At 45.3% G+C, this 12,588-nt stretch carries 22 protein-coding genes; 5 read left to right on the forward strand and 17 right to left on the reverse strand.

The window, feature by feature from the left end; genetic code table 11:
* Positions 1 to 11: 11 nt before the first annotated feature.
* The 14 genes from H8S44_RS05930 to H8S44_RS05995 all read right to left on the reverse strand — a co-directional run bounded on the left by H8S44_RS05930 (position 12) and on the right by H8S44_RS05995 (position 7,751).
* The gene (locus H8S44_RS05930) at positions 12 to 1,376 is read right to left on the reverse strand and encodes a ParB/RepB/Spo0J family partition protein (RefSeq protein ID WP_186871682.1); all 1,365 of its coding nucleotides are present in this window, start codon (positions 1,374 to 1,376) and stop codon (positions 12 to 14) included.
* Entirely contained in the window at positions 1,318 to 1,641 is a 324-nt protein-coding gene (locus H8S44_RS05935; protein WP_118382545.1) for a hypothetical protein, read from the reverse strand. The genes H8S44_RS05930 and H8S44_RS05935 overlap by 59 nt, the downstream gene beginning before the upstream one ends.
* Before the next feature lie 16 nt (positions 1,642 to 1,657).
* The gene (locus H8S44_RS05940; protein WP_243167492.1) at positions 1,658 to 2,044 is read right to left on the reverse strand and encodes a hypothetical protein; all 387 of its coding nucleotides are present in this window, start codon (positions 2,042 to 2,044) and stop codon (positions 1,658 to 1,660) included.
* Positions 2,041 to 2,235: a hypothetical protein gene (locus H8S44_RS05945; RefSeq protein WP_186871683.1), complete on the reverse strand. Its 195-nt coding sequence runs from the start codon at positions 2,233 to 2,235 to the stop codon at positions 2,041 to 2,043. Before H8S44_RS05945 ends, H8S44_RS05940 begins: the two co-directional genes overlap by 4 nt.
* Before the next feature lie 13 nt (positions 2,236 to 2,248).
* Complete coding sequence (locus H8S44_RS05950; RefSeq protein WP_186871684.1) at positions 2,249 to 2,590, reverse strand: hypothetical protein; 342 nt, start codon at positions 2,588 to 2,590, stop codon at positions 2,249 to 2,251.
* 2 nt (positions 2,591 to 2,592) lie between these two features.
* Positions 2,593 to 3,372: a ParA family protein gene (locus H8S44_RS05955; RefSeq protein WP_186871685.1), complete on the reverse strand. Its 780-nt coding sequence runs from the start codon at positions 3,370 to 3,372 to the stop codon at positions 2,593 to 2,595.
* 171 nt (positions 3,373 to 3,543) lie between these two features.
* Positions 3,544 to 3,828, reverse strand: coding sequence for a hypothetical protein (locus H8S44_RS05960; protein ID WP_118492907.1), 285 nt, complete (start codon positions 3,826 to 3,828; stop codon positions 3,544 to 3,546).
* A 14-nt stretch (positions 3,829 to 3,842) separates the two neighbouring features.
* Complete coding sequence (locus H8S44_RS05965) at positions 3,843 to 4,319, reverse strand: VRR-NUC domain-containing protein (RefSeq protein WP_186871686.1); 477 nt, start codon at positions 4,317 to 4,319, stop codon at positions 3,843 to 3,845.
* 110 nt (positions 4,320 to 4,429) lie between these two features.
* The gene (locus H8S44_RS05970) at positions 4,430 to 5,221 is read right to left on the reverse strand and encodes a lytic transglycosylase domain-containing protein (protein WP_186871687.1); all 792 of its coding nucleotides are present in this window, start codon (positions 5,219 to 5,221) and stop codon (positions 4,430 to 4,432) included.
* Positions 5,218 to 6,138, reverse strand: a complete 921-nt coding sequence (locus H8S44_RS05975; protein ID WP_186871688.1) for a rolling circle replication-associated protein — start codon at positions 6,136 to 6,138, stop codon at positions 5,218 to 5,220. The genes H8S44_RS05970 and H8S44_RS05975 overlap by 4 nt, the downstream gene beginning before the upstream one ends.
* A gap of 307 nt (positions 6,139 to 6,445) precedes the next feature.
* On the reverse strand, positions 6,446 to 6,607 hold the full coding sequence (locus H8S44_RS05980; protein WP_003506130.1) for a hypothetical protein: 162 nt from the start codon (positions 6,605 to 6,607) through the stop codon (positions 6,446 to 6,448).
* A 5-nt stretch (positions 6,608 to 6,612) separates the two neighbouring features.
* Positions 6,613 to 6,834: a hypothetical protein gene (locus H8S44_RS05985; RefSeq protein ID WP_003506129.1), complete on the reverse strand. Its 222-nt coding sequence runs from the start codon at positions 6,832 to 6,834 to the stop codon at positions 6,613 to 6,615.
* Positions 6,835 to 6,919: 85 nt separating this feature from the next.
* Positions 6,920 to 7,237 (reverse strand): hypothetical protein, encoded by a 318-nt coding sequence (locus tag H8S44_RS05990; RefSeq protein ID WP_004605244.1) that lies wholly within the window; start codon positions 7,235 to 7,237, stop codon positions 6,920 to 6,922.
* 250 nt (positions 7,238 to 7,487) lie between these two features.
* Entirely contained in the window at positions 7,488 to 7,751 is a 264-nt protein-coding gene (locus tag H8S44_RS05995; protein ID WP_069424308.1) for a DUF6874 family protein, read from the reverse strand.
* Between the two features lie 423 nt (positions 7,752 to 8,174).
* Here H8S44_RS05995 and H8S44_RS06000 point away from each other — a divergent pair, with 423 nt between their 5' ends.
* Positions 8,175 to 8,546 (forward strand): helix-turn-helix domain-containing protein, encoded by a 372-nt coding sequence (locus H8S44_RS06000; protein ID WP_118382541.1) that lies wholly within the window; start codon positions 8,175 to 8,177, stop codon positions 8,544 to 8,546.
* Positions 8,543 to 8,731, forward strand: coding sequence for a hypothetical protein (locus H8S44_RS06005; RefSeq protein ID WP_141711045.1), 189 nt, complete (start codon positions 8,543 to 8,545; stop codon positions 8,729 to 8,731). Before H8S44_RS06000 ends, H8S44_RS06005 begins: the two co-directional genes overlap by 4 nt.
* A gap of 257 nt (positions 8,732 to 8,988) precedes the next feature.
* Here the strand turns inward: H8S44_RS06005 and H8S44_RS06010 are convergent, their stop codons facing one another.
* Positions 8,989 to 9,186, reverse strand: coding sequence for a helix-turn-helix domain-containing protein (locus H8S44_RS06010; RefSeq protein ID WP_003506120.1), 198 nt, complete (start codon positions 9,184 to 9,186; stop codon positions 8,989 to 8,991).
* Positions 9,187 to 9,256: 70 nt separating this feature from the next.
* On the opposite strand from H8S44_RS06010, the gene H8S44_RS06015 reads away from it, so the two are divergent.
* From H8S44_RS06015 to H8S44_RS06025, 3 genes are all read left to right on the forward strand, one after another.
* Positions 9,257 to 9,826: a hypothetical protein gene (locus H8S44_RS06015; protein WP_186871689.1), complete on the forward strand. Its 570-nt coding sequence runs from the start codon at positions 9,257 to 9,259 to the stop codon at positions 9,824 to 9,826.
* A gap of 166 nt (positions 9,827 to 9,992) precedes the next feature.
* Positions 9,993 to 11,084 carry a tyrosine-type recombinase/integrase gene (locus tag H8S44_RS06020; protein WP_186871690.1) on the forward strand — a complete coding sequence of 364 codons (1,092 nt, stop codon included), beginning with the start codon at positions 9,993 to 9,995 and terminating at the stop codon, positions 11,082 to 11,084.
* Between the two features lie 14 nt (positions 11,085 to 11,098).
* On the forward strand, positions 11,099 to 11,437 hold the full coding sequence (locus H8S44_RS06025; protein WP_226970647.1) for a hypothetical protein: 339 nt from the start codon (positions 11,099 to 11,101) through the stop codon (positions 11,435 to 11,437).
* A gap of 216 nt (positions 11,438 to 11,653) precedes the next feature.
* Here H8S44_RS06025 and rpsI read toward each other — a convergent pair whose 3' ends face one another.
* Complete coding sequence (gene rpsI / locus H8S44_RS06030) at positions 11,654 to 12,046, reverse strand: 30S ribosomal protein S9 (protein ID WP_158365014.1); 393 nt, start codon at positions 12,044 to 12,046, stop codon at positions 11,654 to 11,656.
* 30 nt (positions 12,047 to 12,076) lie between these two features.
* Positions 12,077 to 12,505: a 50S ribosomal protein L13 gene (rplM, locus tag H8S44_RS06035; protein WP_158365013.1), complete on the reverse strand. Its 429-nt coding sequence runs from the start codon at positions 12,503 to 12,505 to the stop codon at positions 12,077 to 12,079.
* Between the last annotated feature and the right edge of the window lie 83 nt (positions 12,506 to 12,588).

A 12,588-nucleotide genomic window follows, 5' to 3' on the forward strand; every position in this document is an offset into this window, starting at 1 on the left:
TTCCACCACCATCATTCAGCATCCTCTTTCATGAGTGATGTTGCCATGATGCAATATCCGTCCTCAAGACCTGCAAACTCCTCAAGGATATATGTCACAAGCACTCTCACGGTGCGTCCTGTGTTCTTTCCGTCCTTGAACTCCATCATCTCAAGGATGTCGCCTTTTTTATAGCCTCTGTCATTCTTCCGGAGTTCAAATGTCTTTTCTCCGGATGCAACCTCCTCAAAAAATGTCGCTCCCAGTTTAATGTGATGCACTTTCTGACCGTTCTCCTGTGTGTCTGACGGGAGGTTGTTCATCTTCTCCTCCTCTGCCTGTTCACGGAGTTTCTTTTTCGTCTCACGGTCGATTGCATCCTGCTCCTCGTTATATCTCTGCTCGTCTGTCTTGTATGCCTCTGCACGGTTCTTGTACTGGTCGCATGAGGTACATGTTCCGGTCTTTACGTTGCAGGTCTCGTATTCTGTGCAGGAATAGCAGATTGATGTGATTCCCTCCGGATGCGGTGTCTCATAATCGTCGCCCGCTTTCTTTTCCTCCGGAGGATTCATGCTGTTTTCGGATGACTGCTGCCCTGCTGTGTCTGAATCTGACACGGTGTCCTGCTGCCCTGCTGCATCCTGCTCCTGTTCCGGTTTCTGCGGTGATTTCATGTCCTTAATTTCCGTATAGGACAATTCTCCGTTTTCCTTGTACTTTGCAAGTGCCTCCTGCTGCATCTCCGGAGACATCCCACTCAACTCATACGCTGCGGAGAATGTGAGACGCTCGTTGTTGAGTTCCTCTCGAAACTCCGGAATCAGATTGTTGTTGACGCTCTCAATCTGTGCGATCTTGGTCTTTGACATCTTGAGCATTGAGGCGATGACATCACGGAGGCGACCGGACTGGAGGTCATATCCTTTGATTTTCTTTCCATCCGTTTTCATACGCTCAAGACACGCTTTTAGACGCTGTTCCTCCTCGATGACATCCTTGAGAGACTTTGTCCGGTATGCGTTTGCGATGATGATTTCCACCTGCTCCTCGTCCTCGTCCTGCGGTGTGGTCAGTTTGCAGGTCGCAATCTCAAAATCTTTATATCCCTGCTCGACAAGGTGCTTGAGTGCAAGCCACCGTCTCTCACCTGCGACGATTCTATATTCACCCTGCTCATTCGGCTCAAATACAACCTCAAGATTCTGTTTGAGACCATACATGAGGATGTCTCCTGCCAGTTCCTCAATATCTGCCAAATCGTAGAAATTGAGTTTGTTCCGGTACATCTTGAAAATTGAAATGTCCTTTGTCCGGAATCTCGCTCTCGGTGATTCGTCAACTCCTGCCTTGCTGTTCTTGTTCAGTGCGTCCATGACGCTGAATCCTGTTGCCATCTTCTTTCCTCCTGTTTTCTCCCGTCAATGCGGTCACGATTTCTTTGTATTCCATTTCACACTCGAAAATCTGTGCGTCGAGTGCATCCAGTCTCTTGAATAACTGGTTTTCAATGCTTTTCGGTACTTTCTCGCCATTCCGCAGCAATATACCGATAATCTGATACTTGCTTTTGCAGGTCAGTTCCGTCAAAATCTGAATCTGCTGCTTTTGATTCTCTGCTCTCCGGAATGACCCGCATATTTCTCTTTCTGTCACACGCATCTGCTCCCTTATTCCGTCAATTTCTGTTTCTTGGTCTCTGTACGCTCGACATTGATTTCACCCTTTGCATTTTGTGAAATTGATGCTTTGACCCCCCTCGGAGGTTCAGAGTGACCTTTGCAAGTCCTCCGGTGTATATCTCCTCGACTGCTGCATTGAGCAGTTTCACGATGCCCTCACCGCATCTCTTTTCCGCTGCTGCCATCTCTCCGAATAATGCAGCGACGTTCTGTATTGCTTTTTCTTTCCTCTGTTTCTCTTTCTGATACTCAACCGCCTGTTCGCAGGTGCAGGACATTGTCGCCTGTTCCTCTGCCTGTGGCTGTGTCAATTTCTCCTCGCTGTCAATCTGCACCATCTGTCCGCAGAATCGACACGGTGCTGTGTTGATGATATTGCTCATTGTCCTTTTTCCTCCTCATTCTTTGCCATTTGTTTGACTGCCTCATAAAATCCTTTTGCTCCCATTGCTTGCAATGCTGCGGGTGCATTTATGAACACATTGTCTTTTCTCTGAATCCACTCCTCAAGAAAATCCGTCGTGTACACCGGATGATTGAGCCTTTCGACAATTTCTCTTTCTTTCGTCGTCATTCCTGTCACCTCACTATTCTGTTGACGCTATCTCATACGGTTCTTTGATGTCCTCGTCTCCCAGTACGTCAGCGAATGTCTGCATCTTGAATATATCTCCATCATGTCTCTTTAGGTCTCCGATTCCTCCTCTGCATATTTCATCCGCATCTCCCAGTGTTTCGACATCCTCCTGCGTTATGTTTTTGTTGCTCCACATCGTTCCGTCCTCCGGTTCGATGATTTCCAACTCTGACAAGTCGTCCGGAGTTTGTATACTGTCTATGTGTTTGTTGTACCAGTTCAAAAATTCCATGAGATTGTGTGCTGCATACCATGAATAATCATCCATTTTGAAAATTTTTATATTTTCCATGTCTATCCCTCCAGTTCCTTGAGTAATTCATGAACCACATTGCGATAGTCCTGTGACACGATGCAGTTCTTTGAAAACTGTGGGAGGATTGCCATTTTCATGGATGCCTTTTCTGCTACAATCGACCGACGAATCGGAGTGACAAACATATCAAATCCGGAACTGGTTTTCATCCATTCCTCAAAATCCAGTGATGTCTTGTTTTTCTGTCTCATGGTCACAAGACCCTTGATTCGGAGTTCCGGATTGATTTCCCGGAGATCGTCAACCTGCTCCTGCAAATTGTGAATCGCCTCGTTTTCATATCCTCCGACCTTTACGGGTGCAATGACGAGTTCTGCTGCCAGTAGAATGTTGATGACCACCATGTCAAGCAGACGACCACAATCACAAATGCAATAGTCGTATGCCTCCGATACTTCCTCCAGTGCATCCCGCAGCCTTGTGACTTGGTTCGCCTCCTGCTTGAGCAGCAGGTTCATGTCTGTCTGCATGAGATACCCGTTTGCAGGGATGATGTCAATGTGACTGTATTGTGTCGGTCTTATCAAGTCCGTTGTGCGGTATGACCCGCCCACGCTCACATGACGCTCAAGCAGTTCACTCATTCCTGTTCCCTCCGGCTCGTATGCCTCGAATGTCTTGGATGTATCGCCCTGCGGGTCTCCGTCAAGAATGAGAACACGTTTCTCCTGCTCCTCTCCCAACATGTAAGCGATCGCATCCGATGTCGTTGTCTTTCCGATTCCACCTTTCGGTGACATTACTGCAATAATTCTCATTTTTCCTGTTCCTCCTGTTATCCTCTTGTTACTGTCCTGTTATCTCCACCCGCAGCGGTTCATGTTCATTTCTTCACCGACTTTGTAAAGGACGAACGTGAATCCTGCTGCCAGTGCTGTGGCGACGACTGCTGCCACGATGATGATTTTCCTCATGTCCTCACCTCCCCGCTATATCGTGATTGTGTGATATATGCACATCTGCAAATCTCTGAAAGAATAGTCCGGTGTTTCTTCCGGCTTTAGTGGCTGCATTAGATTCAATTCTCTCCATCTCTTGTGTCGGATTTCCGGAACTGCTCTGAACCTCTTGACCTCTGCATCTCCTATCTGTGCGACGATGTCCTTGTCAACCTCCATGTTTGCGAAATACTGATTGTATATCTCCTCACCGTCCTTGATGACCCGAACCCTGTCCGGACTTTCAAGTAACGTCATAATATCCTTGACCGTCATCCTGCTGCACCTCCTCATTTCCTCCTCGGCTTGCTCTCTTTGACCTCGCCATTCTTGAGGATGCTGTTGTTCGGGATGCTCATTTTGTTGTTGAAATCCTCCTCCGGACAATAACACAACGCAAGATTCAAATATTCCTCAATGACTTTGATTGCCTCCTCTGCCGAATAGCAAGTTGCGACGAAATGTCCGGCTGCTGACATGTCGGAGAGAAACTCTTTTTGTGTCTCCTGCTGCCTGTTATCACCGAATTTCATCTCGATGTATAACCCACAGTACAGTCCTTTCGGGTACGGGAGGCACAAATCAGATACACCCGCCTTAACACCCATCTGTTTGAGTTTGACCGCCTCCTGCTTGTTCCTGCTGCCTCCGTTCGGTACATGATGCAGCCATTTCAGTTCCGGATAGCGATTCACATTCCAGTTCGCCCATGATACGACGTTGATTTGCTCCGTGTCCTCACTTCTCATTGCATATTTCATGTTCATTCTCTTTCACCTCTTTCCTACTCCCTGTTTCCTGTTTGCACATGTCATAATATTCGCAGAACAGACACACATGTCTGCAATCCTTGACCCTCAACATGTGCAGAATCCTCTCAATCACCTGCATCCTGCTCCAGTTCCTCCTCAATTTCTTTCATCCGGTTCATGATGGTCTGATTGTAGTCATACACATAAATTCCCTTTTTCCATAGGTGCTGTTTTGCTCCCTGCTCCCCGTAGTTATACGCTGCAAGTGCATCTTGAATCGTTCCATACCTCTCAATCAGTTCTGACAGGTAATCAATACCGACAAGCACATTCTGATATGGATTCGTGAGGTCTGTGACGTTCAGACGTTCCATTCTGTCTCTGTGGCACTCCTCATATATCTGCATGTACCCGATAGAATGACCATCATCACCAACCTTGTCGAATTTATATCCGGATTCTTTCTCAATCAGAGCGACCACAAGGTCATATCTGACCCCGTACTGTTTGCAGACGCAATATGTATATACCTGCATCTTTTCCGGAAAATAGCCACCTGTTCGACTGTATTCCTCCGGTATCTCATAGAACACAAATCCGTCCTCCTCACCTCCCCAGTCTGCCGACATGGTGTCAAATACTGCATACTTGTCCGGTTCTGTGTCCTGCTCCTGCTGCCATGTTCGCACCTGCTCAAGCATTGCATTTTGTCCGGATGCCTCTCTTTTCTCGTCGATTCTCTGCATCCGTGCATTGAACTCCTGCGACTGCTGCTCATGCTCCTCAAATTCCTTGTCATCTCGCATGACAGAGCGTGTCAGACCTATGCTCACAGCGATCGCCAGTAATACCATCACCGCAATATATGTCCGTTCCCGTCTCCTCCTGCTCATTCTTCTCTTTCTTTTTGCTTTCATTGCTGCCTCCGTTTCCTCATTCTCGCCCGTATGTAGAACATTGAGTTGAAATCGTTGTAATAGATTCCCGCATCTGTAAAATCAAAATCCGGATACCATTTCAACATCTGCTCACGAACCTGCTCATGTCCTTTTCTCATGGTCTCGACGTATGTTCCGATTTTCTTATATCCTCCGGCTTTTGCTGTCGGTCTCTTGGAATGAACCACCTTGATGTCGGGGTCTCTCAATCCCTGTGAGGAGTTCCACCGTTTCTCCGATTTCACCCTGTTCTTTTCCTCGACGATATACTTTGCCATTCCTGTCAAACCGTTCTCGTCCTTTTGCAGTCTCCGAACCTCGTTCCTGCTGCTCTGTTTCCAACATCCCTCAACCACATCCATGTCCATGTCGCCATCCATGACAATGTGATGATGCCACCGGATTTCCTCTGTCGGATTGTAGGCGGTCACATAGACATATCTTGCGTTCGGGAGACCCCTTTTCTTTCTCTGATAATTCACCCGTCGGATGAATTTCTGCACGTTCTTGATTGCTGCGTCGATGTCTCCGTCCGGAGGGAGATGCTCATTGTCGTATGTAAACGTGAGCCACAAATCCCTGTCCGTGAAATTCTCATTGATAAGACGCTCCACATATTTCCTTGCGTTCTTGTCATTCAGATTCCTTTGAGCCTTGTCATTGTCCTTTTTGATACTCCGACCCTCCGGAGGTACTTCATCCATTTTCTTGAACTGCGGATATATCTCAATCTCGAACTGGTCTCCTGCTCGTATCTCCTTGAGGGCATATACAACCTTTTTCCCCTGCTTGAATAACTGCTCAACAAAAAACTCGTGCATGTCCTCAAGGCTCTTGTTGTATGCTGCCTCATAGTCATACGGGATGAACGTCATCCCTCTCTTTCTCTTTGCCATTCTGACACCGTTCCTCCTGCTGCCCTTATATATACTTTTCAACGACTTGTTACTATCCATCACAAGGTCGTCAAAAGGGTCTAAAACCCTTTGAAACTGCGGGGTTTTCCCGCTTTTTCATGCTTGCAATATGGTGTCAGATTTGCTATAATATTTTTAGTGTTTTAAGCGTCTGACACAGACTGCTAAACGGGAGACCGCTGCAACGGTCTCCTTTCTTTTTGCTCTTTTTTCTCATGCTCTGCATATTCATTTTTTAGGTGTATTCCTCGTAAATCGCCCCCTCCGTATCAAACACAAGTCATCCTCACGCTGTTGCAACCGCTGTCTTTCCCTGCTGCTCCCATTTCTGACGTTCCTCCTGTTTTCCTGCCATATATCCGGCAATATAGGACTTGTCAACGTCATCCATCTGTGTGAACCGCTCTGCGATGTTCTCAATCATTTCTTTTCTTTCATCCTTTGACATATATGTCACGCTCCTCTCTTTCCTCTGATTCTCTCAAGTTCTGCCTGTATGTCTTTTCCGGAATAATCTGCAAGCAGTTTCTCCGAAATGTGATAAGTCCATATTGATGACATCTGCACCGCTGTTCCGATAGGGAGTTTCCCTTGCTGCATCGCTATTCGGATGAATTGCGGTGATACATTCAATATGACTGCTGCCTCGGTTGGCAATATACGTCCGACTTCCATCCGTCTGACCTCCTGTTCTGACCTGCCTTGTCAATGCGTGGGCGGTCATCCCACACAGACGGGCGACTGCTGCCCGTTTCGGCTCTCAATAGTCGTCCTCAATCTGTTCGTCTGCCTCTGTGTAATATTCCCCGTCATATCCTTTTGACATGATTCTCTGATAGCATCTGTCACACACCAGTCTGAACGGGATTCCATGACAATCCTTTGTGAAATACATATCCTCACGATCAACCTCATGTTCGCACACCGGACATGTCCGAATGTCACGCTCCTCGAATCTGCATGACAACCCATTCTGTCTCCTCCGGCAATCCTCGACCGTTCCGTCTCGTCCTGTCATGAGTTGGTTTTTGCAGATGTCGCAATCATTTCCCTCGTTGAAATATTTCATTTCCTGCATCCTGTTTCCTCCTGTGGAGGCTCTCTCGGTCTGTTCATGACCTCGCCTCTGTTCCGGCTGAATTTACCGTGTTGTGTCTTTTCGCCTTAAAAAGTCACCGAAAACCTGTCATCCAACTATGAACCTTTTAGCAAGTTCACCCGCTGCCATGTTTCTCACGGTATTCCGACGCTGTCTTTCGGCTTGCCATCGTCAGAGCGTCGGTCGCCATCCGGACGCTGACGGGGCGACTGCTGCCCCGTTTCGGCTTTTAGTGTGTACCTGCGAATCTTGGGAGAAAAAATCCGAAATCCGTTGCCGGAAATTCTCCTCGTTTTATATTGTTTTGAATACCACAATAGTCATGTGCGAAATTGAAATCATCTGCTTGCAACCAGTCATCCAGTCTCATGTTGAATTTCTTGTCTGCACTCTCGATGTCCATCAGTGCTCCCATGCGATCACCTGTGTCAATTTTCATTCTTTCTGCTCTCTCGCAGATTTTCACATATTTCAAGTATCTTTCTTTTTCCATTTCCATTCCTCCTATTCTTATAAAAGGGCAACAGTGCTGTGTCCTCTCGCTCGGTTGATTCTTCCACTTAACGGTTTCTTGGAATAGGGGTAAAGTGCTGATTGGTTCAGCCTGTCCGCTTTCTTCAAATAGTGCGGTACACTGTGCTTTCTTGCCCTACCGTTCCTGTTTTCTTCAACTACTTTGACGGGTCATGTTTATTCTTCACACGCTCTATCTGCTATCCGGCAGCCTGACCACCATGTCACTTGCGTGTAGCCCTATCGCTTCACCCGTTCTTTCCTGCTTTCTGTTGCCTTTGGTTACATTATAGTGACCTGTGTCCACCTTGTCAATACTTTTTTGTTGCCTATGGTTACTTTTTTATTGATTTTTGTCAGTTACCGTGTTATGCTTTATGCAAAACAAAGGAGGTGATTCGATATGACGCAGGGTGAACGCATCAAAGATGTGCGAAATTCGCTCGGTCTTACCCTTGAAAAATTCGGTGAAAAACTTGGTGTGACCAAAACCGCAATTTCTCGTCTTGAAAAGGGTGAACGTAGTCTCACTGAACAGATGACAAAATCCATTTGTCGAGAGTTTGGTGTAGATTATATGTGGTTGACCACTGGAGAGGGAGAAATGTTCGTTGAGACCGACGATGACTTTTTTGAAAGAATCGACCGCATCATGGTGGGTGAAAATGAGACCCGCAAAAATATGATAAAAATGCTCTTGTATGCCTCGGATGATGACATCAAGGCATTTGACAGACTTGTTGATTATTACATTTCATTGAGAGAGGAGAAATGATGAAAAAAGCATCTGAATTATATTCTCTCACTCGTCGAGAGTTGATTTTGCTTGAAATGTTTAACATGCTTGATGACGAGGAACAGGTTCAGCGTTTGTGTAGTCTTTCCGGTTATTTGCTCGGACGCAAAATCTTGTCGGAGGACGATTCGATGAAATACCTGCGTGAAATAAAAAAAGACTGACAGTCTTTTTCAACTGCCAGTCTCATGGGTGTACAGATATAAAACGAATTTATATATCCTCTTGAGGACTTTTTCGCTTTGTATCTTACCGACTAACTCAATGATAGTCTCTTTGTAATGCAAGGGAACACCACCCCTTTCCGTAGTACAGAATAGCACATTTTTCCATGATTGTGGAAAAATCGGACATCATTTCCATAATTGTGGAAATATCTCCCCGAACGGACGACCATTCGTCACATCATGCTATAATAATTTTATTTGTACTCGGATTCAAACAGGTCTGTGATTCTGACCTCCAGTGCAATCGCTATCGTTTCAAGTTGAAACAATGTCGGTGACACCTTACCGTTTTCGATGTTGTTGAGCGTCGATTTTCCGATTCCGGATTTCTTCGCCAACTCCATCAATGTGAGACCTTTTGCGGTTCTCATTTCCCACAAACGAATTTGCATACTGTCCACCTCCTTTCACAATGAAAAGAGTACAGTATGCGTTATTCACTTGTAGAATGGAGGTGTTTTCATGAGTGAACTTTTGAAAAGCATGACAACGAGAGTTGTCGGTGTGTCATTTGATAATGATGACGGAACAAGCAGGCAGGACATCATTTCCGGCTTGTCTGTTGGAGAGGCTCTGTTGCTGAATTATCATGAATACGAAAACGAACCCGCCTATGCTGTGACGGATGCTCTCGGAAACTGCATCGGACATGTCTCGAAAGAATTGGCTGCGACAATCTATCAGAAATATAAAGATTGTTATTTTGCTGTTTCTGTTGATGACATCACCGGAGGTGATTCCGGTCTGAAATATGGATGTGTTATCAATATAGACATATATGATTCTGCTCCGGATTTCAGTCAGAACGAATCCCCGATCGCTGCAACGGTCGATGATTCTGTTTCTGCTCCTGTTCAAAACGCAGAATCAATCAAGACAAATCGTGTATATAGTGTAGTGTTCACCGTTATCGGTGCTTTGCTTATCCTCGTCGGTCTTGTTTTATTGTTAATTGCTCCGCTTGGCGGTGCTGTTGCGATTGCCGGAGGTGTATTGTCCATCATTGTCGGACGAAAATATAAAAAATCGTAACAAAAAAGACGACCCGTGCTGCAACACGAATCGTCCTTGTGAAACCTCCGTCTCATGCTCCTGCAAAAAGCACTGACAGAATGTTCCTGCAAACACCATTCTATCATAAAACCGTGCTTTTTGCATTGGTTTTATTTTTTATACTCTTTTTTAGGATGGTGATTGAATGAAACTACCGAACGGGTTCGGGTCGGTCTATAAATTATCCGGAAACCGACGAAATCCCTATGTAGCAAAAAAGACAAAAGGGTGGGAAATTGACCCTATAACCGGAAAATCAAAACAATTATATATAACCGTCGGATATTACCCGACACGCAAAGAGGCTCTCACTGCATTAGCAGAATACAATAAAGACCCCTTTGATTTACACCATGCAACTATTACTTTCGAGGAAGTATATGAGAATTGGTCAGAAATCCATTTTGAAAAAATCAAGGACACGAATGGTTACAAGGCTGCTTTTAACACATCGAAACCCCTGTGGAAAATGAGATTCGTTGACATCAAACTGGATCACCTGCAAAGTGTCGTCGATAACTCCGGCAAAAATACTCCCACACTTAAAACCTTGAAAATCCTGTGGGGTCTCATGTATGACTATGCTGTCATTCACGAGATTGTGTCTCAAGATAAAAGAGACATGGTCAGATACGTTGATATAAGCAAGGCGGGAAATCCGAACGCATACAACCGGAAACCTTTTTCAAAGAAAGAGATTTCTATTCTGTGGAAATGCAAGGGTTCAAACATATATGTGACCGTCATTCTTATTATGATTTATTCCGGTGTCCGCATCGGTGAACTCCTCGACCTTGAGAAAAAGGACATCCATCTTGATGAACGATGGTTCTATGTGAAAGAATCCAAAACAGAGGCAGGAATCAGAGAAGTTCCAATTGCTGAAAAGATTGTGCCATTCTTTGAATACTGGATGAACCGGAAATGTGACCATCTGATTTGTACACCCGACGACGAACCTTTTCAGTACCGGAATTATTATGATTCTTACTGGATTCCTCTGATGCTTGAGTTCGGTTTCGGGAAATTCGTCATTGATGAAACGAAAAAAGAACCTGTCTATGACGGACACCGCCCGCATGATACAAGACACACCTGCATCTCTCTCCTCACCGAAAAGGAAGTTGACGAGAGATTCATCAAGAAAATTGTCGGGCATAAAGGACAGGGTGTGACCGAAAACGTCTACACCCACATTGAACTCCCGACCAAACTTGAGGCGATCAACTTGATTTGATGGAGGGTGATGTCATGAATAGAACAGAATACAAGAATAATTTTTATAAAGAGCATTATGAACGAATAAACCTCGCAGTTCCTAAAGGAATGAAAGATATTATCCGGACGCTCGCAGCAGACAAGGGAATGTCTATCAACGCATACATTCAAGACCTTGTCAGAAAAGACCAGTGCGGAATGTTCGACACGATGCAGGTTGCAGAAAAGAACAGGGAAATGATTTCCGGAATCACTGGAAACATGCACGACGGATATGACATCATATTCAAGGACGGTCATTCCTGTCACTGCCGGACGAAAAAAGATGTCCGGTCATGTATCATTGAATACTGCAAAGAAAAGGGTGATTGAATCGCCCTTTTTTCATGCAAAAATGTGTCTTGCACAAGATTTCAAAAGTATTGCACAAGACACCTGTTTTCGTGTTAGTTACCTGTGTGTTACCTGTTAGTTACCGGAACATTTTCGTGTGTTTTGAGGGTGTCTGATAGATTTTCAGAATATAAAGAAAACCCCGAAAATACTGGATTTTCGGGGTCTGTTGCTCTTTTTCGATATTCGATTGAATTATCTCTTGCTGAACTGCGGAGCGCGACGAGCTGCTTTGAGACCGTACTTCTTACGCTCTTTCATTCTCGGGTCACGAGTCAGGTAACCAGCCTTCTTCAGAACCGGACGGTAATCCGGATCTGCCTGAAGCAGGGCTCTTGCGATACCATGACGGATAGCACCAGCCTGTCCTGTATATCCGCCTCCGCGAACATTTACCAGAACGTCGAACTTGTCTGCTGTCTCTGTAGCAACGAGCGGCTGACGAACGACTACCTTCAGGGTCTCAAGACCAAGATACTCGTCGATGCTTCTCTTATTGATGGTGATATTTCCAGTACCCGGTACCAGGTATACTCTTGCGATGGATTTCTTTCTTCTGCCAGTTCCGTAGAATTTTGACTTAGCCACTGTAAATTTCCTCCTTTAACCTTTTCTCAATTAAAATGTAAGCACTTCCGGCTTCTGAGCCTCATGATTGTGCTCCGGACCAGCGTATACGTGAAGCTTTGTATACATCTGTCTTCCCAGCGGTCCCTTCGGAAGCATGCCCTTTACAGCGAGCTCGATAACCTTCTCCGGCTTCTTGTTCATCATCTCACGCAGAGTGGTCTCTTTCATACCGCCTACGTAATCAGAGTGATGATAGTAAATCTTCTGATCCAGCTTCTTGCCGGTTACTTTGATCTTGTCTGCATTTACAACGATTACATAATCTCCGGTGTCGATGTGCGGAGTAAAGATTGCCTTGTTCTTACCTCTCAGAACTTTAGCTACTTCTGAAGCCAAACGTCCTAATGTATATCCTGTAGCGTCAACTACATACCATTTTCTTTCGATTGTTGCCGGACTAGCCATGTAACTTTTCATTGGTTTTCCTCCTGAAAATAAATTGAAACTTCTATGGAAATATGTCATTACCGGGGCTTTGGCTCAGACATTTTCGCACTACG

Source organism: Anaerosacchariphilus hominis, from assembly GCF_014290175.1.
GTDB lineage: Bacteria > Bacillota > Clostridia > Lachnospirales > Lachnospiraceae > Laedolimicola > Laedolimicola hominis.